The organism is Roseobacter sinensis (assembly GCF_025755255.1).
Lineage (GTDB): Bacteria > Pseudomonadota > Alphaproteobacteria > Rhodobacterales > Rhodobacteraceae > Roseobacter > Roseobacter sinensis.
In genome coordinates this window covers 203,718-229,379 of sequence record NZ_JALIEB010000006.1, presented here as the reverse complement: position 1 = coordinate 229,379, position 25,662 = coordinate 203,718, and the positions used below count along the sequence as shown (strand labels likewise).

23 protein-coding genes and 1 tRNA gene are annotated in these 25,662 nt (G+C 61.7%); 8 read left to right on the top strand and 16 right to left on the bottom strand.

The genetic code is table 11. The features are described 5' to 3' along the window. Positions 1 to 123: 123 nt before the first annotated feature. Positions 124 to 702, top strand: coding sequence for a PA14 domain-containing protein (locus MUB52_RS11835; protein WP_263844432.1), 579 nt, complete (start codon positions 124 to 126; stop codon positions 700 to 702). Here the strand turns inward: MUB52_RS11835 and MUB52_RS11830 are convergent. The 3 genes from MUB52_RS11830 to MUB52_RS11820 form a co-directional block, all read right to left on the bottom strand. Then, positions 696 to 1,538, bottom strand: a complete 843-nt coding sequence (locus MUB52_RS11830; RefSeq protein ID WP_263844431.1) for a lysophospholipid acyltransferase family protein — start codon at positions 1,536 to 1,538, stop codon at positions 696 to 698. The genes MUB52_RS11835 and MUB52_RS11830 overlap by 7 nt on opposite strands. Next, positions 1,535 to 2,287, bottom strand: a complete 753-nt coding sequence (locus tag MUB52_RS11825; RefSeq protein WP_263844430.1) for a GNAT family N-acetyltransferase — start codon at positions 2,285 to 2,287, stop codon at positions 1,535 to 1,537. Before MUB52_RS11825 ends, MUB52_RS11830 begins: the two co-directional genes overlap by 4 nt. Positions 2,288 to 2,427: 140 nt before the next feature. Next, positions 2,428 to 2,610 carry a DUF3553 domain-containing protein gene (locus tag MUB52_RS11820; RefSeq protein ID WP_263844429.1) on the bottom strand — a complete coding sequence of 61 codons (183 nt, stop codon included), beginning with the start codon at positions 2,608 to 2,610 and terminating at the stop codon, positions 2,428 to 2,430. 28 nt (positions 2,611 to 2,638) lie between these two features. Between MUB52_RS11820 and MUB52_RS11815 the strand changes: the two genes are divergently transcribed. Continuing rightward, positions 2,639 to 3,235 carry a histidine phosphotransferase family protein gene (locus MUB52_RS11815; protein WP_263844428.1) on the top strand — a complete coding sequence of 199 codons (597 nt, stop codon included), beginning with the start codon at positions 2,639 to 2,641 and terminating at the stop codon, positions 3,233 to 3,235. Positions 3,236 to 3,334: 99 nt separating this feature from the next. On the opposite strand, the gene MUB52_RS11810 is transcribed toward MUB52_RS11815, so the two are convergent. The 10 genes from MUB52_RS11810 to MUB52_RS11765 all read right to left on the bottom strand — a co-directional run bounded on the left by MUB52_RS11810 (position 3,335) and on the right by MUB52_RS11765 (position 11,371). Beyond that, a complete protein-coding gene (locus MUB52_RS11810) occupies positions 3,335 to 4,600 on the bottom strand; it encodes a glutamate-5-semialdehyde dehydrogenase (protein WP_263844427.1) in 1,266 nt (421 codons plus the stop codon). A gap of 85 nt (positions 4,601 to 4,685) precedes the next feature. Then, positions 4,686 to 5,792, bottom strand: coding sequence for a glutamate 5-kinase (gene proB, locus MUB52_RS11805; RefSeq protein ID WP_263844426.1), 1,107 nt, complete (start codon positions 5,790 to 5,792; stop codon positions 4,686 to 4,688). Continuing rightward, a complete protein-coding gene (obgE, locus tag MUB52_RS11800) occupies positions 5,780 to 6,814 on the bottom strand; it encodes a GTPase ObgE (protein ID WP_263844425.1) in 1,035 nt (344 codons plus the stop codon). Before obgE ends, proB begins: the two co-directional genes overlap by 13 nt. Before the next feature lie 36 nt (positions 6,815 to 6,850). Then, positions 6,851 to 7,387: a GNAT family N-acetyltransferase gene (locus MUB52_RS11795; protein ID WP_263844445.1), complete on the bottom strand. Its 537-nt coding sequence runs from the start codon at positions 7,385 to 7,387 to the stop codon at positions 6,851 to 6,853. Between the two features lie 2 nt (positions 7,388 to 7,389). Next, positions 7,390 to 7,992 (bottom strand): LysE family translocator, encoded by a 603-nt coding sequence (locus MUB52_RS11790; protein ID WP_263844424.1) that lies wholly within the window; start codon positions 7,990 to 7,992, stop codon positions 7,390 to 7,392. Further along, complete coding sequence (locus MUB52_RS11785; RefSeq protein ID WP_263844423.1) at positions 7,989 to 8,489, bottom strand: GNAT family N-acetyltransferase; 501 nt, start codon at positions 8,487 to 8,489, stop codon at positions 7,989 to 7,991. Before MUB52_RS11785 ends, MUB52_RS11790 begins: the two co-directional genes overlap by 4 nt. Positions 8,490 to 8,583: 94 nt before the next feature. Continuing rightward, positions 8,584 to 8,853 (bottom strand): 50S ribosomal protein L27, encoded by a 270-nt coding sequence (gene rpmA / locus MUB52_RS11780; RefSeq protein WP_263844422.1) that lies wholly within the window; start codon positions 8,851 to 8,853, stop codon positions 8,584 to 8,586. A gap of 11 nt (positions 8,854 to 8,864) precedes the next feature. Further along, positions 8,865 to 9,533 carry a 50S ribosomal protein L21 gene (locus tag MUB52_RS11775; RefSeq protein ID WP_263844421.1) on the bottom strand — a complete coding sequence of 223 codons (669 nt, stop codon included), beginning with the start codon at positions 9,531 to 9,533 and terminating at the stop codon, positions 8,865 to 8,867. Between the two features lie 187 nt (positions 9,534 to 9,720). Then, positions 9,721 to 10,527: a DUF2059 domain-containing protein gene (locus MUB52_RS11770; protein WP_263844420.1), complete on the bottom strand. Its 807-nt coding sequence runs from the start codon at positions 10,525 to 10,527 to the stop codon at positions 9,721 to 9,723. A gap of 4 nt (positions 10,528 to 10,531) precedes the next feature. After that, positions 10,532 to 11,371, bottom strand: coding sequence for a DUF2059 domain-containing protein (locus MUB52_RS11765; RefSeq protein WP_263844419.1), 840 nt, complete (start codon positions 11,369 to 11,371; stop codon positions 10,532 to 10,534). A 159-nt stretch (positions 11,372 to 11,530) separates the two neighbouring features. Between MUB52_RS11765 and MUB52_RS11760 the strand changes: the two genes are divergently transcribed. After that, a tRNA-Ser gene (locus MUB52_RS11760) sits at positions 11,531 to 11,620 on the top strand. A gap of 478 nt (positions 11,621 to 12,098) precedes the next feature. Here MUB52_RS11760 and MUB52_RS11755 read toward each other — a convergent pair. Continuing rightward, complete coding sequence (locus tag MUB52_RS11755) at positions 12,099 to 13,856, bottom strand: helix-turn-helix domain-containing protein (protein ID WP_263844418.1); 1,758 nt, start codon at positions 13,854 to 13,856, stop codon at positions 12,099 to 12,101. A gap of 287 nt (positions 13,857 to 14,143) precedes the next feature. Here MUB52_RS11755 and MUB52_RS11750 point away from each other — a divergent pair, with 287 nt between their 5' ends. The 3 genes from MUB52_RS11750 to MUB52_RS11740 are packed head-to-tail and all read left to right on the top strand — an operon-like array spanning position 14,144 to position 17,697. Further along, entirely contained in the window at positions 14,144 to 14,743 is a 600-nt protein-coding gene (locus tag MUB52_RS11750) for a VPLPA-CTERM sorting domain-containing protein (protein ID WP_263844417.1), read from the top strand. 29 nt (positions 14,744 to 14,772) lie between these two features. Next, on the top strand, positions 14,773 to 15,339 hold the full coding sequence (locus MUB52_RS11745; protein ID WP_263844416.1) for a VPLPA-CTERM sorting domain-containing protein: 567 nt from the start codon (positions 14,773 to 14,775) through the stop codon (positions 15,337 to 15,339). A gap of 51 nt (positions 15,340 to 15,390) precedes the next feature. Continuing rightward, positions 15,391 to 17,697, top strand: a complete 2,307-nt coding sequence (locus MUB52_RS11740; protein WP_263844415.1) for an SLC26A/SulP transporter family protein — start codon at positions 15,391 to 15,393, stop codon at positions 17,695 to 17,697. A 202-nt stretch (positions 17,698 to 17,899) separates the two neighbouring features. On the opposite strand, the gene MUB52_RS11735 is transcribed toward MUB52_RS11740, so the two are convergent. After that, the gene (locus MUB52_RS11735) at positions 17,900 to 18,529 is read right to left on the bottom strand and encodes a VPLPA-CTERM sorting domain-containing protein (RefSeq protein WP_263844414.1); all 630 of its coding nucleotides are present in this window, start codon (positions 18,527 to 18,529) and stop codon (positions 17,900 to 17,902) included. 742 nt (positions 18,530 to 19,271) lie between these two features. On the opposite strand from MUB52_RS11735, the gene MUB52_RS11730 reads away from it, so the two are divergent. Together MUB52_RS11730 and MUB52_RS11725 are read left to right on the top strand one after the other, a co-directional pair. Then, positions 19,272 to 21,305: a hybrid sensor histidine kinase/response regulator gene (locus MUB52_RS11730; protein WP_263844413.1), complete on the top strand. Its 2,034-nt coding sequence runs from the start codon at positions 19,272 to 19,274 to the stop codon at positions 21,303 to 21,305. Positions 21,306 to 22,060: 755 nt separating this feature from the next. Next, complete coding sequence (locus MUB52_RS11725; RefSeq protein WP_263844412.1) at positions 22,061 to 24,787, top strand: EAL domain-containing protein; 2,727 nt, start codon at positions 22,061 to 22,063, stop codon at positions 24,785 to 24,787. Positions 24,788 to 25,082: 295 nt separating this feature from the next. On the opposite strand, the gene MUB52_RS11720 is transcribed toward MUB52_RS11725, so the two are convergent. Beyond that, positions 25,083 to 25,640 (bottom strand): hypothetical protein, encoded by a 558-nt coding sequence (locus MUB52_RS11720; RefSeq protein WP_263844411.1) that lies wholly within the window; start codon positions 25,638 to 25,640, stop codon positions 25,083 to 25,085. Positions 25,641 to 25,662: the final 22 nt, after the last annotated feature.

Below are 25,662 nucleotides of genomic sequence, written 5' to 3'. Positions count from 1 at the left end.
CGCAAGACGTGATCGCACGTGCCCCATTGCATTCTTGTCACCGGCTGCGGCTGCGCTCTAGTATCACCGCAACCGGATCCGCAGAGGTTCGGGTGATCCAAAGATCAACAACCGGGAGTGACCATGACAATTTTCCTCAAGACCGCCGTCGCGGCGGCCCTCTTTGCTGTTCCGGTGCTCGCAGCCGCGGAAGCGGTGCAACTGAGCCCCGCCGATCCGCAGCCCGCCGCCTCCAGCCTCAGCCCCGGCCTCGCGGTCGTTTATGCCTTTCCAGGCGATGTCCGCACCGTGAAAGATGCGCGCAACGCGCTGAAGCGCAAAACCGTGCAAGGCCCGCCTCTCGCCGGGCTGTCCTATGATGACACCACGGAAGGCGATGAGACGCTGACCTCGGGCAAGGCGATGAAAATCGCCGCAGACATCTCGGGATTTATCAAGTTTGACGCGCCCGGCACCTACGTCCTCGACTTTCTGAACAACGACGGTCTGGAAATCAGCATCGGCGGCGAGATCGTGGGGGACTACGATGAAGTGCACACCTGTGGCTATGCGGGTGAGATCGAGGTGGAAGTTCCCGTGGCCGGATACTACCCGCTGCAGGCCACCTACTTTCAGCGCAAGGGAACGGCCTGCCTGATGATGGAGTGGGGCCCTGACAGCGACGGGCTGGAGCTTGTCCCGGATTCAGTCTTCTTTCACTGAGGGGTCTCCGCCCCGCCTGATCGTTCGAACCCGGCCCGCACCTGTGCTTCGCACGCAGCCGCCAGCGCCTTGCGGTCCGCGAAATCCGCGACTTTGAGCGGCGGGTGATAGGTCACCCGCACCTCGCCGTGGCGGGGCCGGGCCAGCATCGCGAGAAGGTGGCTGCCGAAGTCCATGTCGCCCCACCAGCCGTAGACCCGCGGGTCGGCCCCCGCGGGCGCCGCGTAGACCACGGAGACCGGCTGGACATTAAGGCTCTCGCGCAGCTCCGGCGCCAGGAAGGCGGCGAAAAGACTGGTCTTGAAGGGCAGCACGCGCTGCCCATCACTGCTTGTGCCTTCAGGAAAGAAGAGCAGCCGATGCCCGGCGCGCAGCCGCGCCCTGAACAGCTCCGCCTGGGCGCTGGCCTGCGCACGTGCGCGGGTGATGAAGACGGTGCCGGTGGCGCGCGCCAGCCAGCCGATGCCGGGCCAGGCCGCCACTTCGGACTTCGAGACGAAATAGATGCGCTTGGAGGCGTTGAGTACGAAGATGTCGAGCCAGCTGGAGTGGTTGGCCACCGCCGCCCCCTGCCCGCTTTGCGGCGCGCCGGTCACCCTCAGTCCCAGCCCCATGATCCGCAGCGCATTGCGACAGACGAACACCGTGATTAAGGGTGTGATCGGCCGCGCCATACCGTAGAACGGGCGCTCGACCAGGCGGACCAGCAGCAGCAGCGCAAGCCCGCCGAAGACGAGCAGAGCGAGCGGCACCCCGCGCAGGACGATCAGCAGGCCGCCCAAGGGGCTCAAGGGCGGGACCGGCGGTGGCGGCGACCCGTACCAGGTGGCGCTCACGCAGCGCCTCCGCGATAGAGCCGGGCCTGGCGCGGGTTCATACGCGCGGTGTCGAGGATAAGGCACACGTCTGTGGTGTTGAACGCATGGTCGATCACAGCACCCTCACCGACAAACCCGCCGAGGCGCAGATAGGCCTTGATCAAGGCCGGAATGGCCAGCATGGCGGATTTGCCGTCAAGCCGATCCGGGGGGAGCAGATCCATGGGCAGGAAGGCCTGTGGCAGCGCCCGAACGCGCAAGTCCTCCGGCGCCAGATGACGGTGATGCAGAAGCGCCAGCGGCTCGGCCAGCTGTGCAACCTCCGTGCCGTGAAAACTGGCGACACCGAAAAGCACCTCGATCTGGTGCCGGTCAATATACGCCGCAACCCCGGTCCACAGATGATACATCGCCATCCCGCCCCGATAGTCCCGGTGCACGCAGGACCGCCCCAGTTCGAGCAGCCGCCGGCCGGAGTTCAGCAGGACGGACAGGTCGTATTCATCTGCGGAGTAGAACTGCCCCGCCGCGCGCGCCTGATCCGCGCGCATCACGCGATAGACACCGACGACCGCATCGCGGCTCTGATCCCAAAGCAGCATGTGATCGAAAAACGGATCAAAGCGGTCCCGTTCAAGCCGCGCCGCGTGATCGACCAGATCGCCACCGCCCCCCAATTCCTCGACGAAGACCTCGTATCGCAGACGCTGCGCCGCCTTCAGGTCGTCTTCGGTCTCGGCAAGCCGAACCGCGAAGGAAGTCTGCAATTGCGCGTCCATGTCAGTGAGGGTGATCCTGCTGCTCAGAAGTCTGGGATGGTCTTAGTGAATCGGCACTGCGCTTGCAACGCAACACCGATGCAGAGTTTACAATCCAGAGGTGTGCGTTAACCTTTTGGCAAGGTTCTTCAGCCATCAAACACCGGGACCAACGCAACGCGTGTGCTATCAATGACGATCTTTCCCTCGTTCCGGAAATTCACGGTGACACGGGCATTTACGTTGCTTTGCACTTGCCCGGTGCCCCAGTCGGGACGGTCTGGATGCCGAACGAGCATGCCAGGTGACAGGATCGCGTTCAAATCTTCCATGGCACCCTTTTCGCGCAGGAGACAGTAGATGGGCCAGAGCAACATTAACCTTGCCGCACTGATCGGCAGCCGCATCTGCCACGATCTGATATCGCCAATCGGTGCGATCAACAACGGGTTGGAACTGCTTGGCATGTCGGGCGGCACCCCCGGGCCCGAAATCGATCTGATCCAGGAAAGCGTGGGCAATGCCAGCGCGCGCATCCGGTTCTTCCGCATTGCCTTCGGCGCGGCCGGAGAACAGATGATGGGCCGGGCCGAGGTGGTCTCCATTCTCGACGATCTGATGGACGGCGGGCGGCTCACCGTTGCCTGGGGGCCACTCGATCCGCAGCCTCGAGGCGAGGTGCGGATGGCGTTTCTCGCGCTGCAATGTCTCGAAAACGCCATGCCCTACGGCGGGCGCATCGAGGTGAGCCATGAAGACAATATGTGGCTTCTGCATGGCGAGGCGGACAAGCTGAACATCGATGAACCGCTCTGGACCATCCTGACGACCAAAGACGCGCCCACCGACCTGCGCCCGGCGCAGGTTCAGTTCGCGCTGCTGCCCATGCTCACCGAGGATGCCGGGCGGCGGCTGGCCACCGAGATGTCCGAAACACAGGTGAAACTGCGCTTCTAGAGCGTTTCGCCTTTAAACCGAGGCAGAGTACATCACCTATTGCGTTGATTTCATTGAAATCAGGTAGCGATTGGGGTTGCGGGTTCAAGGCGAATTTCCTTAGCCGCGCACCGTTCCTTTCCCGGTCACCAGATATTTGAAACTCGTCAGCTGCGTCGCCCCGACGGGGCCGCGCGCGTGCATCTTGCCGGTTGCGATGCCGATCTCGGCCCCCATGCCGAACTCACCGCCGTCGGCGAATTGGGTCGAAGCATTGTGCATCAGGATGGCCGAGTCGAGCTCGGTCAGGAAGCGCCGCGCAATCTCGGCATCTTCGGTCAGCACGCAATCGGTATGCTGCGAGCCGTACTCGCGGATGTGCTCCATCGCGGCATCGAGGCCCGACACCGTGCGCGCGGCGATGATCATGTCGAGATACTCCCGCCCCCAGTCCTCGGCCGTCGCCGCCACGGTCCCGTCGATCCTCGACAAGGTCGGGTCACAGCGGACCTCGACACCGGCATCGATCAGTGCACGGATTACGCCGCGCCCGATGGTCATCGCGACATCCTCATGGATCAGCAGACACTCGGCTGCGCCGCAAATGCCCGTGCGCCGCGTCTTTGCATTCAGCACCACCTTCAGCACCGTCTCGGGGTCGGCGGCCTTGTCGATGTAGATGTGCACGATCCCTTCGAGATGGGCAAAGACCGGCACGCGCGCCTCACGCTGGACAAGACCCACAAGGCCCTTGCCGCCGCGCGGCACGATCACGTCAATCGTATCGGTCATGGTCAGCATCTCGCTTACCGCCGCGCGATCACGGGTCGGCACCAGCTGAATCGCGTCTTCAGGCAGACCGGCATCGCGCAACCCTTCCACAAGGCAGGCATGCAGGGCAGAGGACGAATGAAAGCTCTCCGACCCGCCGCGCAGAATGACCGCGTTGCCGGCCTTGAGACACAGCGCGCCGGCATCTGCCGTCACATTCGGCCGGCTCTCGTAGATCACGCCCACGACCCCAAGCGGAGTCCGGACCCGCTGGATATGCAGCCCCGAGGGCTGGTCCCATTCGTCCATCACCTCGCCCACCGGATCAGTCTGCTCGGCCACGGCGCGCAGCCCGTCGACAATCCCCCGGATGCGGCCTTCGTCGAGCATCAGGCGGTCCATCATGGCCGCGCTCAGCCCTTTCTCCCGACCGAAGTCGAGGTCCTTGGCATTGGCTTCGATGATCTCCGCACGCCTGCGCCACACGGCCTCGGCAGCGGAGATCAGCGCGGCATGCTTGCGCTCGGCACTTGCAAAGGCAAGCTGCGTGGCCGCCGCGCGTGCGGCGCGGCCCATGTCCCGCATCCGTCCGGGGATGTCCGTGTCATCCAGCATCGTGAAGCCTCCTCCGACAAGCCTATGCAACCGATACGGGATCAGCCTCACAGGTACAACAAAAAGCGCGATCAGGTCGCTGATGTCAGAGCGCCATGTCATCCCTGTGGATCAAGGCAGCACGGCCAGGGTAGCCCAGAATGGCCTCGATGTCGCCGGACCGATGCCCCTTGATGGCCCCGGCCTCTTCGGCTGTATAACGGCTCAATCCAAGGCCGATCTGATGGCCGGCGGCATCCTGGATCGCGATCGGATCGCCGCGCCCGAATGTGCCCGTGACGGCCTTGACCCCCGCCGGCAGCAGGCTGTTTCCGTTGTGCAAGGCCGAGACAGCGCCCGCGTCGAGCTGCACCGCACCACGAGGTTTCATGCCGCCGATCCAGCGCTTGCGGGCGGCATGCGGGTCGAGACCGGCGGTAAACCAGGTTGCGGGCGCGTCCTGCTCCAATGCCCGCAAGGGGTTCTCGACCGACCCTTTGGCAATCACCATCGCACAGCCGCCGGCCGTTGCCGTCTTGGCCGCCATGAGCTTTGTCTTCATGCCGCCCTTCGAAAGGCCCGAGCCCGCATCTCCGGCCATGGCCTCGATCTCCGGGGTGATCTTCTCGATCACGTCGTAGCGTTTCGCCGCAGGGTCTTCGGCAGGGTTCGCGGAGTAAAACCCATCCACATCGGACAGCAGCACCAGCACATCCGCCCCGACGGTGACCGCGATCTGCGCGGCCAGGCGATCGTTGTCGCCAAAGCGGATCTCATCCGTGGCGATGGTGTCGTTTTCGTTCACGATCGCCACCACGCCGAGCGATAGCAACTGCTCCAGTGTCGCGCGGCTGTTGAGATAGCGCCGCCGGTCGGCGCTGTCTTCGAGCGTGACGAGAACCTGCGCCGTGGTGATCTGATGCGGGGCCAGCACTTCTTCATAGGCGCGGGCAAGCCGGATCTGGCCGACCGCTGCAGCCGCCTGCGATTGCTCCAGCGGCAGATCCACCTGCGCCAGCCCCAGAACGCCGCGCCCCAGGGCAATCGACCCCGAGGAAACAAGCACAACGTCCATGCCCTGCCCTTTCAACCAGGCGACATCCGCGGCCAGCGTAGCCAGCCAATCGGCGCGCAAACGCCCGGTGGCGCGGTCGACCAGCAAGGCCGAGCCGATCTTCACCACGATCCGGCGGGCAGTGGTCAGGGATGCCACGGCGCGTCCTCCGCCTGCGGCTTGTGGCGCAGGCGGTCCTCGTCGATCTGCGCGCGCAGGGCCCGGAGCACCTCGGTCACACCGTCACCGGCGACACCGGACATCAGGAGGACCGGCCCGCCGCTTGCTTCTTCGAGACCCTGCCGGGCCGCCGCACGCTCTTCGGCGTCGAGCACGTCGATCTTGTTCAGGGCCGTCACGCGGGGCTTGTCGGCCAAGTCCCCACCATAGGCTTCGAGTTCGGCGAGGATGGTTGCGTAGTCATCCGCGAGCGTCTCGGAGGTGCCGTCAACGAGGTGCAGCAGCACGGCGCATCGCTCGACATGTCCAAGAAAGAGGTCGCCCAGCCCCCTCCCCTCGGACGCACCTGCAATCAGGCCCGGGATATCGGCCACCACGAACTCCGTCTGATCCACGCCGACGACGCCAAGATTGGGATGCAGCGTGGTAAAGGGGTAATCGGCAATCTTGGGCCGCGCATTGGAGGTGGCCGCAAGGAAGGTGGACTTGCCCGCATTCGGCAGCCCCAGCAGCCCCACATCGGCAATCAGTTTCAGCCGCAGCCAGAGCGTGCGCTCGACGCCGTCCTGACCCGGGTTAGCGCGGCGCGGCGCCTGGTTCGTGGCGGATTTGAAATGCAGATTGCCAAAGCCGCCGTTGCCGCCGCGCGCCAGTTGCACCCGCTGGCCCACCTCCGTCAGATCCGCGATCACGGTCTCCTGATCCTCGTCCAGGATCTCGGTGCCCACCGGCACGCGCAGCGTGATGTCATCGCCATCCTTGCCGGTGCGCTGACGCCCCATGCCGGGCTGGCCGTTCTTGGCGAAGAAGTGCTGCTGATAGCGGAAGTCGATGAGCGTATTGAGCCCCTCGACCGCCTCGGCCCAGACCGAACCGCCGGTGCCCCCGTCGCCCCCGTCGGGCCCACCGTATTCGATATACTTCTCCCGCCGGAAGCTGACACAGCCACCGCCACCCGCGCCCGAGCGGACATAGACCTTGCAGAGATCGAGAAACTTCATGGACGGTGTCCTAGCCCGGCGCGCGCGCGCCCTCAATCAGAGTTTTCGCAAGTAGGTCCAGGTGGGCACGGTTGTATCGCGCGCCAGGCTGAAGCTTTCTGCATCGCCCAGATACTCGAACCCGCAGTGGGTCAGCACCCGTGCCGAGGCCGGATTGTCCTGAAAGACACTGGCGAACATGGTCTTGTTGCGCAGCGGGTTCGCCTCGACCAGCGCCTGCACCGCATCCGACGCGAGGCCGGTGTTCCAATAGGGAGGCGCCACCCAGTAGCCGACTTCGGACTGATCGCGATCCATGCGCGCCAGCGAAATGATGCCCATCACCTCGGAGCCACCCGACAGGGTGCCATCCATCGCCCACACATCCTCGTCGCGATCATCCGCCAGGGCGCGGTCAACGAAGGCCTGGGTCCAGCCCGGCGGGACGGGATGCGGAAGGGAGGTCGTCATGCGCGCAACGCGAACGTCGCCGCTGTGAAGCTCGATCAGCCCCATGTCGGATTTGCGCAAGGGGCGCAGCACGAAGCGATCGGTTTCAACCGCAGGTTGGACCGTGATCTTTTCCATTTCCATCGTCATGTCCCTCCTCCGAACAGTACAAATACCACCGACGCGACGGTCAACGCCGCCAACGTCCACATAAGATAAGGTTCCATCGCCGTTCCTGCTATGGTCCGGGCGATCGCATCACCTGCAAGTGTCCAGAGCGGATGCAGAAACGCCTGGCAGCCCAGCAATACAGCAGCAATGGTTGCCGTTGCCTCAACAGCTGGCGTGCCCGGGGCAACAAATGCCGTGAACCCGCCGATAATCATGGCCCAAGCCTTCGGGTTGAGCGGGTGAACGACGAGGCCCGCCACGAAGCCGGGCGCCCTCTTCGTCGCGCCAACCGTACCCAACCGCATGTTTGCGACGCGCCACGCAAGCCAGATGATATAGGCCGCTGAAGCATACTTGAGGGCCTCGAAGACCCAAGGCGCCCGCGCCGCGAGCTCCATCAGGCCAAAGCCCACCGGCCAGATCACCAGCTGTTTGCCAAGCGCCACACCCGCCACAAAGGGCAGCGCCGCACGAAAGCCGTAGCGCGCACCGGTTGTCATCAGCGCCATATTCGCTGGCCCCGGCGTGCCGACCTGGCTGGCCGCAAAGATCGCAAAACTGGTCACTGCGACGCTCATGCTCTGCCCTGCCAGGTCTCGCGCGACAGCGTCACTTTTTGCAACTTGACGGGGGTGCCCGTCGCCTGGCAGGCCGCCATATCGATCCGCGTGGGTGCAAAGCCCAGCTTGGACAGGACCCGCGCCGAGGCGGCATTGCCCAACATGTACCCCGACTGGAGTGGGGCGCGATGCGTCGCGAAGTACGCTCCGACCAAGGCACTTGCCGCCTCGAACGCGTAGCCCAAGCCCCAATAGGGCTGCCCCAGCCAATACCCAAGTTCGTCCCTGATCGAACAGCAGCCGATCACAACGTCTGACTGCGTCACGGCCAGAACCAGCTTGTCACCGGCATGCCGGCCAAAAAAGCCAAGCGCGTCATCCACGCCGTAGGGATGCGGAACTCGGGTCAGCCAGCGCGCCACGTCCAGATTGCCAACCAGTTCCGCCACGCGCCTAGCGTCCGCGTCCCGGAAGGGGCGCAGAACGAGGCGTCGGGTCTGGATGTGCTCTGACATCGATTTGGCCTAACATTCTGGTGTGGCGAAAATGAGAAAGGGGACCGGCGGTGTCGCCGATCCCCCTGAATGTGTCATGTCCTTGAGGAAAGGCTTATTCAGCGGCCTCCGCCACCGGCAGGACCGAAATAAACGTGCGGTTCTTGAGACCCTTGTGGAAGGTCACGGCGCCACCGACTGTCGCAAAGATCGTGTGATCCTTGCCCATGCCAACGCCCTGGCCGGGCCAGAACTTGGTGCCGCGCTGACGCACGATGATGTTGCCCGGAACAGCGACCTGGCCACCGTAGAGCTTTACGCCAAGGCGACGGCCCGCGGAGTCGCGGCCGTTGCGGGATGAACCACCTGCTTTTTTATGTGCCATCTGGTCTCTCCTTAGCCTTTGCTGAGTTCTTTGGCCTGTTTGATCCAGCCTTCACGCTCGATCCGGCCTTTGAACGACAGTTTCTCGTCCATAGCAGCAACGTCCTCGTCGGTCCATGCTGCGATTTGGGCAAATGTGGTCACACCGGCCTCGAGAAGCTTCTTCTCAAGCGCAGGGCCCACGCCGCTGAGCTTCTTCAGATCGTCCGCTGCGGCCTCCGCCTTGGGTGCGGCTTTGGCCTTCGGGGCCTCGGCCTTCGCTTCAGCTTTCTTGGGGGCTGCTTTCTTGGCCGGGGCTGCGGCCTCGACCGCCTTGGCTGAGACGGAGCCTGCGCCAATAGCGGCTTTCACGCCGGATTTGTCGGCCCCCGAGGCGAGGATGTCCGTCACCTTGATCAGCGTCAGCTTCTGACGGTGGCCCTTGGTGCGCTTGGACGAATGCTTCCGGCGGCGCTTGACGAAGTTGATGACCTTCTCGCCTTTGACCTGGTCGACGACCTCGGCCTGCACGCCCGCGTCCTTGACGAAGGGCGCGCCAACGACAATCTTGTCGCCACCCAGCATCAGAATCTCATTGAATTGAATGGTTTCACCTGCGTCGGCAGCCAGTTTTTCAACGCGGAGCATGTCGCCCGATTGAACCTTGTACTGCTTGCCGCCGGTCTTCAGGACCGCAAACATAGCATTTCCTTTGCTCTTACCCGCGTCCTGTGGTCCCCGGCGATCGGGCGTTTTGGCCTCGCGGCCACCTCGAACAGCGCACTCCGGTCAGAGTGATCATTGAAAACAACAAAGCCCGGCGCGCCGGACCTCATCTGTGAAGCCGCCATGTGCATCAGAGCGCGGCACATGTCAAGCACGATTGCGCTCAGATATCGTTGCCCGCGGCGTTCATCGCGACGGCCCGCCCCAGGCCATAGGCGATATCGGTGAAAATCGCCTCGTAGCCAGCGAAGAGCGCCGCATTAAGATCGGCGCCTGCGGGGCTGTCGGCGAAGGCCACATAGGCCTCCAGATCCGCGATGTCGAGCGGCTGCTGCGCCAGATAGAAATACCCGCGCAGCCAGGTCTCGGCGTCTTCGCGCAGGCCCTGCTCCGACTCCCAGACCTGTGCCAGGATCTGGTCATCCGTCATCTCGAGCAAGCCCCCATCCGCCAGACCGCGCGAGAACTGATAGCTCGAACTCATGGTCAGCGCGACATTCAGCTCCAGCAGATCATTAAGCGCGATGAACCGAGAGACCAACTCGGCATAGGGGTTATCGGCTGCGAGCGCATCATAGGCAGCCGCGGCGGTCTCTTCGACCGACGGCTCCCGCATCGCATCACGCGCCGCGATCTCCAGCTCGGTGATGCGTTGACCCCGCGCGCTGTCGAAAAACTGAAGCGCGACGTCGAGCGCTGTATCGTCGAGCCCGTCTGCCAAGGCGCGATAAAACGTATCCTCCATGGGGCCTGTGTCGTAAAGCCGGGACACCTGCTGGCTCCAGAAGGCCCCGCCCTGCCCGTTCAGCATATCGGCGTTCAGATCATCCGCATCCGCCATGCCTTCGGCACGCAACGATTGCACCAGTTGCGGCAAGCGCAGCGCGTCCATCAGCACGGTCACCCGGGCGTCAGCCCAGACCGGCACCGCGATCACGCAGAACAGTGCAGCAAGGACAGCGCCGCGCATGGCCTCAAAGGTCCTGGCTGGGACGCAGGTCGCTCATCCGCTGTGCAACCGCTTCATAGCGGTTTGCCATGATCTCGAACTGAACCGCGTTCATCAGCTCGTAAACCTGTTTCATCTTCGGATGTTCAAGAGCGTCCGCATAAGCTGTGATGTCCTCATCCGAAAACGACTGATATGTGTAGGCCGAGCCGGACAGCGCCGATATCTGCATGTTGCGCCGCATCTCGCCCTCCTGAGCCTTCAGGCTCTCGCGCAGATCCGCCTCTTCCATCTGCAACTCGATGACACCGGCCGCGGCGGCGGCCATCAGGAACCGGACCTGCACCTCCTGGATCGCCCGGATCGACGCATCCTCGGACCCGGTGGCATTGTTCAGCCGCTTCAACTCCTCAAGCCGCGGCGAGCCGAGCCGCACGAGCCCTGCGACGATCGCCTCGCCCGCTTCGGTTTTCAGCGCGTCGTCCTCGGCCATATGCGAGGCGTTTTCCGCCACCACGAGACGCTGCCCCAGATCCGAGGCATAGAAATCCACCGCATGGGTCAGCAGGTCATCCTCGAGCGTCTGCGACAGGATATCGAGCGCCATGCCGTGCATCTGTTCCACATCGAAGACATCCTCGACCAGCCGCGTCCACTCCGCCCCGAAGTCATCCGCTTCGAGCCCGATCATATTGGGCGCCGTCTCGGCCGTCAGCTTGATGCTTTCGAGTGCGACGTCAAAGCCTGTGACCTCGAGAAAGGCTTCGAGCCGGTCGAGATCGGCGGCCCGGGCCGGCACAAGGGCGACAGCCATATAGAACGCGGCGAGCATCACCGGCACGCAGGATCTCAACAGAGCGGTCATAGGGGCCTCCTTCGCGTCCACTTGCTTTTTACGTAGTGCCGAAGCTTAGAGTTTTCACCTTTACGAGCAATGAAATTTCCCGTGTGGAGCGGCTGCGCGCCAATCGCCTCTTGTCACACGGCACAAAGGTGACTAAACGGCCATGCACCAGACCCCCGCGGAGAGGTGCCGGAGTGGTCGAACGGGGCGGTCTCGAAAACCGTTGTGGGTGCAAGCCTACCCAGGGTTCGAATCCCTGTCTCTCCGCCACAAAACTGGCGTCACGAGCCAAGCCGACCCCGAAAACCTCAATGATTTCAAATATCCTGCGGCGCGTTCACGCGCTGGAACGGGCGCTCCCCTCATAAAATCCAACATGATTTCCCGCATAGTGGCCGGTTTGGTGATGGAGGGTTTTGCATGGGGCTGACGTAGGGTCGGGGTCGGTATTACGTCGTGATGAATGTGCCAAAGCATCTTTTCGGGAAGGTTTTGAGCAAGGCCGGGCGGCAGGTGCGGCACGCGTTGCGGACGGCGGATCTGAGCTTGGCCGCTCTGCGCTCTCGCCGCGCGTTGGTCCGCCGACCGCCGGCCCATGCAGGACAATCTATCGGTCGCAAAGGGCGACGCCGATGCGTCAAGGAAACAGGTCTTGAGGCTAAATCAATCGTCTAGGCCCCCAAAAAAACTTTGCAATCAAGCCAATGAGGCGCTTTGAGCAGCTTGCGATCTGGAATACCGCAACTGACTACTGAACGTTTCTCAAAGTACCGATTGACTGGCTCGGAGTTTCACCGAACTGCTGCCGGTAGAGCTTGGCGAAATTGCTGGCACTTGAGAACCCCGCAGCGTGGGCGATCTCGGCGACAGTGTTGTATTGATCCAGCAGGATGAGGTTACGCGCGTAGTTGAGACGCACTGATCTGATGAAGGACGCCGGCGATTGGCCATTGGCCTGTTTCAGTCGGCGACCCAGTGTTTTCTGGCTCACAGCCAGCGCGGCGGCGAGCTTTTCGACTCCAAAGCTCTGATCGCCTATGTTGTCCAGCACGCCCTCTGTCGCGCGGTCGAGGAATTGATGCCGGATCGGCAGGTGCTGCTTGCTCTGGGGATTATCCGCCAGGACAGCTTCAAGGGCCTCCAGCCGGGCCCGAGTGGTTTTCTCGGCGTTACCTTGCAGTTGCTCGATGTCTTTTACCCGCTGACCCAGTGCGGCAAGTTCCACCACAGCGGACCGCCGCTCAACCTGCGCTGCGCGCACCATAGTCGAGATCGCCAGCATCATGAACAGCGTCTCGCCCACGATCGCTGCGATGTAGCCCAGCGACAGCGGCCGGGCCAGCACGACATCCAGGGCGGAACTCGCCTCGGTGATGCTGACCGGCACCAGGAAGGAATAGACCGCGACGAAGAGCCCGCCGCTGAAGGTCAGAAGGGAGGCTGCGACGGGCCAGGCCTGGGGAAGCCTCGCCCGGATTTTCCGGATCGCCACGACCAGAAGGATCAGCGGGCTGACAAAGTAGATCAGGTGCAGCGGCATCGCCAAGTGCCAAGGGTCGAGCACCGCCAACCCCGTCACCGCGATGATCACCACCGACAGAAACTGGAAAAGCCGTCGCCACGGCTGCGCGTCTGCGTCGACGTTCAACAGAATCCGGCAGTACTGCACATTTGCCAGCATACCCAACCCGGCGAAGCCTTCCGTCACGGGGGTGAGCGTTGTCGCCGGCAGCGTCACCTCGAAGAGTTGATTCAGCCAGCCATCGTAGATGAAGCTGAACATGAACAGGCAGACCAGATAGAGCGTGTAGTACTGGTAAAAGCGCCGGTCGACCTGGCGAAACACGATCACACTCAAGAGCGCAAATGTGGCAACATAGGCCAGAAACAACGCGGTCATGAGCAGCGTCGCCGTGGTCCAATCTGAGAAGAGCTCTGCCGACATGATCACGGCAGTGATGGTCGGCTCGAAGGTGCCTATGATGCGCAGATAGAACACCCGATCATCGTCGGGCTGCATCACAATCGGAAACCCGGTCCGGAGTGCCGTGCTGTCCTTCGCCTCGGGCCTGATCGTGCGCCCCGCGCGCGAGAGTTCGACGAGCGTTCCGTCCCGATCTTCGAACAGGACCACCTCGTCAAAGATCTTCTCGATGAAACTGATGACCCACTCACGCTCCGCCGTATGCGCGTTGGCGACGGCAAACCGCAGCCACAGAGCCTGGGAGGGCACAGGCGCCGTGAACACACCGCCGCAGCTGCGCGGATGAAAGCTCTGGTCTGCAATGCGATCCCGGTCGATCCCACCCGTGTGGTCCAGAAAGTATTCAGCGCGCAGCGCGCGCAGAAGGTCGTCGGGCGCATCGGACAGCGTGTGGGCCACCGGCGGAGCATCACCCGGGTGTACACATGCGGGCTGTGGGCCCGCGGTGTCTGCCGCCTCCGCCGGGACGACACCGAGCGCCGTCACCAGCAGAGACCAGACGATAGCGTATATCCTGAACATACGCCCTCAATCGACGTTGTGCTTTGTTGGTTCTATGCGAATTCGCCGCCATCGGCTGCGCTGATTTGGGACAAATGTGAGCGCGTTTCGGTCAAATCGGCCGCGCCCCGTTTTCTTCGCACTCCAAAGCTGGCTTGGATGATGCCTGTAACCCACGTGCATTTCAACTCTCGCGAGAAACTTCCCGAGGCAGGCACAGGCCGTGTGCCGCCGGCGCTCCCGTGTCTTGCTGCGCGCGAAACGTCCCAGGGCCTGTCGAGCAGAACCATTTACACGGAGACATAGATATGAAGATGAAGATACTGGCACTGGCTGCCGCCCTCGCCACTCTAACCGCAACGTCCGGTCTTGCGGCCACCGTCAAATTGAAGGTCATCGGAGGGCAGTTGCATGGTGCCTCCAATGTACCCGTGGCGGGCAAGCTCTATGATGTCGAGTTTATCGACGGAAGCTGCGTGTCGGTCTTCAACGGCTGTGATAGTGTCGCGAATTTTGTGTTCTCGACATCCGCACAGGCACAGGCCGCCGCCCGGAGTCTTCTCGATGTCGTGTTTGTCGATGGGCCTTTTGGAAATTTTGACAGCGACCCCACTTTGACCGCTGGTCTTGAGGCAGATGGGTTCGCTGTGATCCCATATGGTCTCACTCCTAGCAAACGGGCGGTTTATGCCGCACACGCCTTTAACAGCTTTTTTTCCGATTTTACGACGCCCATGATAGTCACTTCAACGCAGGATTTCTCAACCGATTTGTCGAGGACTCTGGCCCGTTTCACCCCATCGCCGGTAGCCGCGGTTCCGCTGCCCGCCGGAGCGGTGCTGCTGCTCACCGGTCTCGCCGGGCTGGGCACGCTGCGCGCCCGGCGCAAAGCCGCAACGGCAAGCTGATCCATGCAGTTCTCCGAAGGAATAGAGACATGACAATCAAGAACGTGACCCTCGCAGCCGCGCTGGCCGTCTTCACCGCAACGTCGGGCCTTGCGGCGACGCTCGACTTTACCTTTTCGTTCGCTTCCGGGGACAAAGCCGTCACCGGTCGCGTCGAAGGTTTGATTGACAACGCGACAAGCGAGGCCACCCGGGTCACAATTGAATCCAACCTGTTTGCGTCCTCAATTGGCGCACCGGATTTGGGGCTGGGAGAGTACATCGCCGACGGCACCAGCGTCTATGATGCCAATAGCTTCACCGTAGCCAACGGTGAGATCATTTTTGCGACATTTGGCGGTGTCGGCACGGGGTTCAACGAACTCGCTTTCGCATTTGACCCGCCAAACAGCAATACAGGAGGCATCTGGGAGTCGTTTTGGCTGGGCGTCGGGCCCATCGGTATTCTCAGCGTGCGGATCGAGTTCAGCCCCGTCTCAGGTGATAATCCACCCGTCTCTGCGATTCCTCTGCCTGCAGGAGGCTTTCTGTTGATTGCCGGCCTCGCCGGGCTCGGAGCCGTGCGAGCGCGCCGCAGAACAGCGGCGGCTGGTTGACTGAGTTCCCCCACCCCGGAGGACGGCATCGGTGATGCCGCATCACACCTCATGGATGACTATGCTCAAGCAGAGGCTTTCGGGCCAGAACCAGGCGGCCAACGCACCGCTGACGCGACACACGCGCCCGCAGACCAGGAGTTCCCCACCCCAGAGGCCCAAACGCATTGGCTGAGAAACCTGCCGGCCATCCTCTCGGCCGGGCTGATCTGCGGCGTGCTGACCGCGATGTTCGCCATCTCGGCCGCGGCGCTGCTGTTCTCCACGGTGCTGAGCACGCATATCACGCTGGCCATCGGCATCTGCCTGTTCGGAACGATCGTGCTGAGCGCGGCCATCGCGCTTTTCAGCTCTTACCCAGGGATGGTGTCGGTGACTCAAGAGGTCACGGTGGTGACACTGGCCGTCATTGCGGCCTCGATCTACGGCCGCATGTCTGGCACACACAGCGAAGCGGAGATTATCGCCACGGTCATCGTCATGATCGGGATGGCCACCACACTCACTGGCGTGGCCCTCTTCGCAATGGGCAAACTGCGGCTGGGGCGGCTGATCCGTTTCATCCCCTACCCGGTCTTGGCCGGGTTCCTTGCGGGGATGGGATGGCTCATCGTTGCGGGTGCCCTGGCTGTCACCCTGTCCGGCCCTCTCACCTTGCCGGATCTGCCGAAGCTGCTGGAGGCCGACGCCATGGTCAAATGGGTCCCAGCTGTTCTGTTTGCGCTTTTTGTGGACGTGGCGACCCGCCGCAGCGGGAACCCGTTCGTCCTACCCGCGGCGATCGCCGCATGCCTCATTCTGTTTCATACCGGCGTTTGGTGGTTCGAGCTGACCGTGCCCGAATTGCAGCACCACGGATGGCTCTTCGCTCCGCCACAGACTGGTAACATCCACCTTCCATTCGAGGGCAACCCGCTGGCCCAAGCAGACTGGTCGATGATCTGGCCCGAGCTGCCGAAGATCTGCGTATTGCTGGCGATCAGCACAGCCGCTCTGCTGTTCGCCTCCAGCGGGATTGAACTGTCGGTGCGCCGCGACATTGATCTCGACCGAGAGCTACAGGCCGCCGGCCTTGCGAACCTGCTGGCGGGTGCCGGCGGGGGTGCCGCCGGATTTCAAGGCTTGGGGCTCACCCTGTTGGCACATCACATGGGTGCCGCCTATCGCATCACGGGTGTTCTGGTCGCGGGCGTTTGCGGTGTCATCTTGATGTTCGGCGCAACCTTGCTGAGTGTCATCCCGATCCCGCTCTTTGGGGGCCTGCTGCTCTGGATCGGTGGCGGCCTCCTCTATCAGTGGCTGATCGCGATTTTTGCCAAAGTGTCCTTGAGTGAATATCTGATCATTGTGATCATCGTTTTCTTGATGATCACGAGCGGGTTGCTGGAGGGGATCGTGTTTGGCGTCGTCGCTACGGCGGCGCTCTTCTCTCTGGAATACGCGCGCGTGCGCGTTGTGAAGTACAGCGTGACCGGTGAAACCTATCACGGCCGTGTCGAACAAAACCCCGACGATCATGCCTACCTGCGCAGAAATGGCAGTCAGATCCACCTTCTGCGTCTCCAAGGCTTCATCTTTTTTGGCAGCGTTCACCAAGTGTGTCGACAGGCTCGCGGCTGTTTCGCGGCGAGCAGTGTCGCGGGGAGCCGATTTCTTGTCCTGGATTGCAAGGACGTCACCGGCTTTGACTCATCGGCCCTCCAGGGGCTGATCAAGATCTGTAGACTTGTCCAGGAGTATGAGGGCCAGCTGATCCTCAGCGCGCTAAGACCTGCCATTTCGAAACGGTTGAACAAACTCTCCCCAAACGCCACGCAGGGGCCGCCGATACTCTACTTCGATGACGTGGACACGGCGGTCGCATGGTGTGAAGATCGCCTCTTGAGCGCGTGGGGCCACCGCCCGAGCACATCGCCCATGTATCGCATTGCCGGTCAACTTGCATTCGGTCTGCAGGATGCTGATGCCTTTGACCGTTTGAAACCCTATCTCAGCGAGATCACGCTACAGGCTCAGGACGCTCTGATCAGACAAGGCGACCCGGGTACCGATATCTATTTCATCGAGAGCGGCACCGTGAAGGTGCAGCTTGAGAGCGCCACCAACCCACCCGTTCACTTGCGGACCCTGCGACCGGGCACGGTGGTCGGCGAGATGTCCTTCTTTCTGCAGCGTGTGCGAACGGCCTCTGTGATCGCCGAAACGACTGCCACGGTTTGGCGGCTCAGTCAGGACGATATTGAGCGGATGACCCGGTCACAACCTGCGCTCGCAGCGAAGCTCCACGAATACTTCCTGAGAACGATGGCCGAGCGCCTCGATCAGTCAAACCTGCTGGTGCGGTCCCTAACCGAGTGAGATCACCCCTACAGCAGACCCGCGCAAGTTTCTTGCGGGATCGCAGAGCATCCCACGATGACCAGGCCGATAGAAGATATGTGCCCGGGATGCGCGCAGTCTGCATATCGAGGACGCCGCGTGGCGCCGGGCCTATGGCGGAAGGGGTGCAGATCAGCGTGGCGATCAAGCGTTTCAGTCCGCGCTGCCCTCTTCTGTTGGGTCAACATTGGCTGTTGTGTTTGGCGACACGCTTCCGGCGCCGCAGGAACGCCACGGCGCCAAATCCCGCCAGCAGGAGCGGCAGGGAGGCGGGCAGCGGTATCACTGCGGGCGGCGGGCTGGAGAGTTCCAGACCGCTGAGCAGGGCGAATTGGCGGAACCCGCTGACGGTGTGCGTCAGACTGTAGGTTTCACCGGCCAGAAAGACCGGGATCGTGCCCATGTCGAACTGGGATGTCCCGCGTGAACCGAAGCTGTTGGCGCCCGAGGTGCCATTGACCCCGCTGATCTGGAACGTCTCGTTTCCTGTATTCTCGACATACCCCATGCTGTAGGTCTCGATGACGGTGTCGATGTTGAAGACCAGATCGAGCGTTATGATTGTGTTGGAGTAGTAGCTGCTGAAGTGCATTCCGGAGCGGCTCACCGAGCCGGTGCTCGTCGAGTCGATTACGACGTTCCGGAAGGTCAGCACAAAACCCCCGGCGCTGACGCTGTCGCCGCTGTTGACGTAGCGGTCCCCGAAATCCGCAACGGAGTCGCGTCGGAGATCGAGCGTGACCGTGGCGGCTTGGGCGGGCAGTGTGAGGGCGGCAACGGCGCAGACCAACGCGATTTTTAAGAGTTTCATAATGTCCCCAATTCTCTAAAATATAACTCTGGCTCGTTTCAGCACCCCGGGGGGCGCGGGGGAAAGCGCGGCCGCGTATTTTGTCCTGAATGCGTCGAGATTTGTCCGAAACCGCGTGGATACCTATGGATTTAATGTCGCAATGTTCTTCAAGTCGGGGGCGCGAACGGCCCTTCCCTCTCCCAGACAAACGTGTCCTTCGGCCGTCATTGTAAGTATGCGAAGCAACGTGCAGCGATTGAGGCAGCGATGCGAAATTGCATCCGGCAATCTCATGATCGAAATCTGTCGCCATGAGGCTCTGCCCCTATAGCCCGCACAACGCATCCCTGCAGCGACACATCTTCAGCGGTCTTCTCGTCTCTGGCTCCGATTGACGGCGCGGGACAGCTGATCGAGAGGCATCGATCCGCCAAGGCAAGGCACGCGCGCGATCATGATCGACGGCTGCTTTGCGCCTGGGCCTCGTCTGACCCGCTGCCTCGGTCGTGAGTTCGGAAACCGTACCGCTTGTTGTGCTGTCGCGCCGGGTCTGCGGCGGTCAAAGTGCAAACTTTCAGCGCCTGGTGGATATCGGCACTGTGGGATGCTGGAATCATACATCAAGTCGGCCGACCCAAAGATACGGCCCCGTTTTCAAACGTGTCACGAACGCTCGTTTCACGACCCGACAAACAAATTGCTTTAGTCAACTTCAGATGGAATAAACGCCTTCTCTGCAAGCCATTGATCGAGTCCTACATTGTCGGAACTGCACTACCTTGAAAGCGAGCTCGAGCAGCTTATTCAGGCTGATCCAGCAATATGGAAGTTCATCCGAGAAGCGTCTTTGGATGGTGTCTGGTACTGGGATCTGGACCACCCCGAACATGAATACATGAGTCCGGAGTTTTGGCGGCTCTTCGGCTTTGATCCGGACGACAAAGATCACCTAGCCTCCGAGTGGCAGGATTTGATCTATCCAGAGGACTTGGAGCTCGCCAAAACGAATCTTGCGGCACATTTGGCCGATCCGGATCATCCCTATGACCAAGTCGTGCGATACAAATGCGCGAACGGCGAAACGGCCTGGGTCCGGTGCCGCGGGATCGCCGTGCGCGACAAAGACGGTCAGGCCATCCGACTGCTCGGCGCCCACAATGACATCACTGCGCTCAAAAGGGAGGAGCGCGCCGCCAAGAACAACAGCGAATTCCTGTCACAGATTATGAACACTGCGCGCAGCGCGATCATTGGTCTGAGTGCGCACGGTCAGGTGACGTCGATCAATTCGGCAGGTCGCCATTTTCTGGGGGGTATCAGCGATGACGTCCCGTTTGACTGGCCGGACGAAATCGGCTTTCTGGAAACAGCGTCGTTGCAACCCCTCGAAAACTCCCACAACCCGATCTTGCGGATCTTGGCTGGGGCCACGTTAAAGGAAGAAGTCTTCTTGTTGACGCGCAACGACAGCAAAGACCCACGGTACGTGCGTGTCTCCAGCTCCCCTGTCGAGATATCCGGCGAAAGCCTGCTGAGCGTCATCATTCTCGATGACGTCTCAGAGCAGGAACGGAACCGCCAGCAAATCGAAAGAACGAGCCGCCTTGACGCCTTGGGGCAGCTAACAGGTGGTATTGCACATGATTTCAACAATTTGCTGGCGACCGTCCAATACGCTTTGCAACTCGCACAAGATGCCGGCAGCGAGATGCGCAGGACGCATTACCTCGATACCGCGCTGTCCTCCATTTCCCGTGGGTCGGACCTGACAAAAAGGCTGCTCGCCTTTGCAAAACAACAGCCGGGCAAGGCGGTTTCTCAAGCCGTCTCCGAAATCATGGACGACTTTCGGAGGCTGGCAAACCCTCTTATCGAGCGCAATGTCGCACTGGACTTTCAAGTCTCCGATGCGGATCTTTGGGTGTATTGCGACACCGCACAGCTCTCCAACGCATTGCTCAACCTGTTGCTCAACGCGCGTGACGCCATTCAGAGGAGCGCAAGGGGAAATCGTATCACAATACGGGCGCGGGGCATCGACGAGATCGACGCCGACGTCACCCTACGCCGCGAACATCCCGGCACATACATTGCAAAAGGACTGTACGAAGAGCACTCCCAGGATCGTGAACGCAAGGACAACGCTGCCTACCGCTACATCGAGTTTGCGGTCACCGACAATGGCCCGGGCATGCCAGATGAAGTGAAGCGCCGAGCCATCGACCCGTTCTTCACCACCAAGGATACGAATTCAGGCACCGGCTTGGGTCTGTCGATGGTCTATGGATTTGTCCAGCAGGCCAATGGCGAGTTGAGGATCTATTCTGAACCTGACCAGGGCACGACGGTTCGACTGCTGGTACCGCGCGGCACGTCGCAGGGCCAAAGAGAAGAGCCGGTCGAACGATTGCCCGAGACCCATGGGAGCGGTGAACGCATCTTGGTGGTCGAAGACGAGTTCAGCCTGCGTATGATGATGGAGGATTTGATCACATCCTTGGGCTATTCCATTGAGACGGCACAATCCGGCAGCAATGCCTTGGCCATGATCGAACGGGGAGAAACGTTTGATCTGGTGTTGACTGACATCGTGATGCCCGGAGACATCGGTGGCTTCGTTCTGGCGAAGAAAGTCCGGGAGCTCCTGCCTGAGATACCGATCATATACATGTCGGGCTACACTGGGTATTCGGAAGACGACATGATCGATGTGGTTGCGCCGATCCTGCAAAAACCTTGCCCTCCGGCAGAACTTGCAAAGACAATCTCGGACGCACTGAGAGCGCAAAAGTAACACCCTGCCAAATCCTGGATGCGGCCCCTCTGGCCCACGTTCTGCTACTCGAAGACGACGAGACATCTGGATCTTCGCTGGAAGATGCCGGTCATTCTGTCCACATCTGTCACCACGCGACGTCTGCGTTCTTTGCTTGTCGCGAGGAGTTATCCGATGTCGTTGTCGCAGATCTCATCATTCTGGAAGACGCGCGACCGGGTCCAGATGGTGGTTTGTCGCTCATCTCACGCATCGAGCACCGCGGAAACGCAGAACACCGGTCTGTACCCAGCGTCGCGATTTCCGGTATTCACAAGATGAAGGGGCTGGAAACCGCTCTCGATGCAGCGCGGCAAATCAGTGCGGATGTCTCGCTGCAGAAACCTTTTTCGCCCGCAGATCCGTTGGGTGTGATCGACAGACTTTTGCTCCAAAGGCCTTGTCGCACCCCGCCTGAACGCCTTGACCAGCCGCACAATTGATCTTCGGTCCGAGACGCGCGATCCTGTCGAGGACGTCACGCTCTTGGGCCAGGCAATGCGGTCGCACGCCGCATGAGCGGCCAAGGAGCGCATCGCCGCTCCGGCAGATGGAGTGCGGCCAGATGAGGCAGGGGCAGTCAGGTCGCACTCGATTGGTCCGCGAGCACACGGCGACCGCGTGAGCGGTGAGTACAGTCCCTGATGACGCTCTGAGCGCGACACATCGGATTCACGAGATTTTAGCGAGCACCAGCTTAAAGAAGCAGGATTGTTAAGTCTTTTGGAGCACAAATGTCAGAGGTCAGCGAACTTTGGATCCTCCTGTGCGGACTTATTGTGCTGGATCTGCAATGTGGGTTCCTGTGCCTGGAAGCGGGCACGGTGCGCGCCAAAAACGCCGGGAACGTTGCGCTGAAGAACATCAGCGACATCTGCTGTGTCGCAACTGTCTACTGGGTGTTCGGCTTTGGCCTCATGTTCGGTGCGAGCTATGCAGGGCTCTTCGGTACCACGGGCTTTCTCCCCTCTCTCGACAACTCAACCGGCGAGCTTGCCGCACTTTTCTTCTTTCAGCTGGCCTTCGCCGCGACCGCGGCGACGATTGTCTCCGGCGCGGTGGCCGAACGCGAACGCTATGTCGGCTACGTGCTGTTTTCCTTGATCCTCGGTGGGTTGGTCTACCCGGTGATCGGGCACTGGGTCTGGGGCGGCGGCGTGTTTTCAGGCGACCTCGGCTGGCTGCAGCAGGCCGGGTTTCACGACTTCGCGGGGGCGACTGTCGTGCACGGTGTCGGCGGATGGGCCGCGCTGGTCGCCATTTGCGTGATCGGCCCCAGATTGGGGCGGTTCACGCACCTGAAGCGACGGTTTGAAGGCAGTTCCACCGCGCTGAAGGCCCTTGGCGCGGTCTTCCTGTGGATCGGATGGGGTGCCTTCAATGGCGGAAGCGCGCTCTACTTCGGAGACGCCGTGGGCCCCATCGTCGCGCGCACCACGATCGGCGCCGCTGGCGGTGGTATCGCCGCAATTGCAATCTGTCTCCTGGTGTATGGCTATGCGCGGGTAGACACGATCATCAACGGCGTTCTGGCCGGGCTTGTCGCTGGCACGGCCGGGATCGACATCTACACCGCTGCAGATGCCTTTGTGATCGGAGCGCTTGGGGCATGCGCCATGGTGCTGGCGGTGGAAGTCCTTGAACTGCTGCGCATCGATGACGTCGTCGCCGCCGTGCCGGTGCATCTCGCCGCCGGGGTCTGGGGGACTCTGGCGGTCGCTCTGTTTGGTGATCTCGATGCCCTCCCGGCAGGATCGAGAAGCGCGCAGCTCCTGGTGCAGGTGCAGGGAATCCTCGCAATCGGTCTCTGGGTGGTCCTTGTTCTGACGCCCGCAGCCATTCTGCTCAATCGCGCGGGGCTGTTCCGCGCCACCCGGCGGGACGAGGTCAGAGGACTCAATTACGCCGAAAACCGAGAGCGCAACGCGTTCGCGGATTTCGTGCGCCAGATCAGAACACATCAGCGCAAAGGCAACATCAGTCACCGATTGGCGGTGGAGCGATCCACCGAAAACGGCGCGCTGTCGGCGAGCTTCAACGGCGTGCTGGACCGGATCGAAGAGGAAATCGCATTGCAGCTCTCGCGCCTCAACAAGGAGCGTGAGATGCGGATGCAAGTGGAGAAGTCGTTCTCCGCCTTGCGAAAGGTGCAGGAGGAAAGCGCATGGGCCGCGCGCCATGACGCATTGACCGGGCTGGGGAACCGCATCCTCTTGGAAGAAGTGGCAGGGTCCGAGGTGAGCTCGGATGGCGCCCAAATCCTCTGCATCGCGATCGATCTGGACCGTTTCAAGGACGTGAATGACAGTTTCGGCCATGATGCGGGAGACCGTGTGCTTGTCGCGACAGCCGACCGGATCCGGGCAAAACTGCGCAAGGGTCGCGACTTCGCCTTCCGGGTCGGGGGCGACGAATTCATCGTTCTTGTGGAATTCGAGGGCAACCAGACCGAAGCACAGGTGTTCTGCGACACACTCGTGAGTGATCTGTGCGAGCCTGTGGCGTTTGGTCTCTCGATGCTGCGCGGCGGTGCATCGGTCGGATTTGCGATTGCCGAGCAGGGAGAACGGAGCGCCGAAACCCGGCGGCGGGCCGACCTGGCGCTTTACGAAGCCAAGGCCCAGGGCCGCAATTGTGCTGTCGCATATTCGTCGACCATGGGGGCCCTGCATGAAGAGCGGCTGGACATGCTCCGTGATTTCAAGACCGCGCTGGGGAATGACGAAATCGGTGTTTACCTCCAGCCACAGGTCACCGCTGTAGGGCGCGACCTGGTCGGTTGCGAGGTCCTCGCGCGGTGGGAGCATCCCACGCGGGGGCGTCTTGCGCCGGATGTGTTTCTACCTCTTGCAGAGGAGTTGGGCCTGACCGCAGCGCTCGACGCCAAGGTGTTTGATCTGGCGATAAACGCGTGGTCGGACGTGGCGCGCGCCGGTATCGATCTGCCCGCCCTTTCGGTGAACGTGTCGGCGGAACGGCTCACAGATCCAGCCATCGTGTCCGACATCCGCGACGCCGGGCCCTTCCCCGGGCGCCTGTCCGTCGAAATCCTCGAGACAGCCTTTCTCGACAACATCAGTGAAGCGTTGCGCGACAGGCTTTGGGAGTTGAAAAACTTAGGCGTTCGGATCGAAATCGACGATTTCGGCACCGGACATGCCAGTATCGCCGGGGTGCTCGAACTGCGGCCCGACTGCCTGAAGATCGACCGCGTGTTCGTTCCCGGTATCGATCAGGTGGCGGAACGCAGCAGCCTCGTCAAAGGCATGATCGAGATGGCGCAGAGTGTCGGGACACTGGTGACGGTCGAGGGTGTCGAGACGGAATCGGAAGCAGCCGCACTGGTCGCCGCGGGTGCCGACCAGCTTCAAGGGTACTTGTTCGGGCGGCCCATGCCGGTGGACAGCTTTATCGAATGGGCTGAAAGACGCGCCCCTTCTGAATCAACTGCTGCTGGCTGAACAAAACCGGGCCTTCCATGAAGACCACCGGGGATGATGCGGTAGGCTCAACCACAATTGGGTTTTGCTCAGGTCGTCATCCTCCGATGGCGGTCGGCGCGGCAAAAGCTCCGGTCGAACCGCGCATTGACGCAGGATGCGCGAGCGTGACAATCAGATGTGAGCCAACAAGCGACACGGGCCCATCGCTCCAACCAGCTCAGGTGGGCAAGGGCGCCGTCTCCCGATCTCGCGCAAGCGCTATGTCAGCGGACCACATCTCGCAGGGTGGCCACGGGGTTTGGCGCGCCCGTGGTCAAGCGCTTGCGTCAAGCCCGTCGCGGAAGTCATTCCAGCCACCATCCACTGACGAGGGGGCGTCATGCCACTGATGCAGGACTTCTCCCGTGGCCGGATCGCGGTCGGGAATTGGCAGCATCATGATCCGCTTGCAGGCCTGGTAATAGAGCTCAGATGTCAGAAACGCCTCTTGAATGTTGTCCCAGTCCCGGCCGCCGGCATAGCCGCCGCACATCATGATATCCTCGGAATGGTCCGTCATCTCATGGCTGACACCGGCCGGCATCACGATGACATCCCCCACCTCGAGCCGGAGCTTGGTCCAGCCTTCGACCGAGAGGTTGAATTCCATCCATCCGGCCGCGCAGCCGAGGCACTCATGCGAGGTCGAATGAAAGTGGGCATATTCATAGATGCCCGGATACTCCCAGTTGTTGCCCCAGCCGTTTTCGCGGAACCGCGCCTTGACCGCATCGACACCACCGCCGGGAATGGCGCCGCGGTGTACCAGAAGAGGAAATCGGCTGTTCGGGATTTTGCCTGTCGGTTTCGACGTATAGCTTTCCGTTTTCATCTGTTGCGCCTCCCTGCTTGCG

Coding starts and splice junctions, on each gene's coding strand:
- MUB52_RS11795 (WP_263844445.1), bottom strand. CDS start 7,387: ATGGAAATGGAAAAGATCACGGTCCAACCTGCGGTTGAAACCGATCGC.
- MUB52_RS11775 (WP_263844421.1), bottom strand. CDS start 9,533: ATGTTTGCGGTCCTGAAGACCGGCGGCAAGCAGTACAAGGTTCAATCG.
- MUB52_RS11790 (WP_263844424.1), bottom strand. CDS start 7,992: ATGAGCGTCGCAGTGACCAGTTTTGCGATCTTTGCGGCCAGCCAGGTC.
- MUB52_RS11835 (WP_263844432.1), top strand. CDS start 124: ATGACAATTTTCCTCAAGACCGCCGTCGCGGCGGCCCTCTTTGCTGTT.
- MUB52_RS11750 (WP_263844417.1), top strand. CDS start 14,144: ATGAAGATGAAGATACTGGCACTGGCTGCCGCCCTCGCCACTCTAACC.
- MUB52_RS11725 (WP_263844412.1), top strand. CDS start 22,061: ATGTCAGAGGTCAGCGAACTTTGGATCCTCCTGTGCGGACTTATTGTG.
- MUB52_RS11810 (WP_263844427.1), bottom strand. CDS start 4,600: ATGCTGGATGACACGGACATCCCCGGACGGATGCGGGACATGGGCCGC.
- MUB52_RS11770 (WP_263844420.1), bottom strand. CDS start 10,527: ATGCGCGGCGCTGTCCTTGCTGCACTGTTCTGCGTGATCGCGGTGCCG.
- obgE (WP_263844425.1), bottom strand. CDS start 6,814: ATGAAGTTTCTCGATCTCTGCAAGGTCTATGTCCGCTCGGGCGCGGGT.
- MUB52_RS11745 (WP_263844416.1), top strand. CDS start 14,773: ATGACAATCAAGAACGTGACCCTCGCAGCCGCGCTGGCCGTCTTCACC.
- rpmA (WP_263844422.1), bottom strand. CDS start 8,853: ATGGCACATAAAAAAGCAGGTGGTTCATCCCGCAACGGCCGCGACTCC.
- MUB52_RS11735 (WP_263844414.1), bottom strand. CDS start 18,529: ATGAAACTCTTAAAAATCGCGTTGGTCTGCGCCGTTGCCGCCCTCACA.
- MUB52_RS11765 (WP_263844419.1), bottom strand. CDS start 11,371: ATGACCGCTCTGTTGAGATCCTGCGTGCCGGTGATGCTCGCCGCGTTC.
- MUB52_RS11785 (WP_263844423.1), bottom strand. CDS start 8,489: ATGTCAGAGCACATCCAGACCCGACGCCTCGTTCTGCGCCCCTTCCGG.
- MUB52_RS11815 (WP_263844428.1), top strand. CDS start 2,639: ATGGGCCAGAGCAACATTAACCTTGCCGCACTGATCGGCAGCCGCATC.
- MUB52_RS11755 (WP_263844418.1), bottom strand. CDS start 13,856: ATGTTCAGGATATACGCTATCGTCTGGTCTCTGCTGGTGACGGCGCTC.
- MUB52_RS11740 (WP_263844415.1), top strand. CDS start 15,391: ATGGATGACTATGCTCAAGCAGAGGCTTTCGGGCCAGAACCAGGCGGC.
- MUB52_RS11720 (WP_263844411.1), bottom strand. CDS start 25,640: ATGAAAACGGAAAGCTATACGTCGAAACCGACAGGCAAAATCCCGAAC.
- MUB52_RS11820 (WP_263844429.1), bottom strand. CDS start 2,610: ATGGAAGATTTGAACGCGATCCTGTCACCTGGCATGCTCGTTCGGCAT.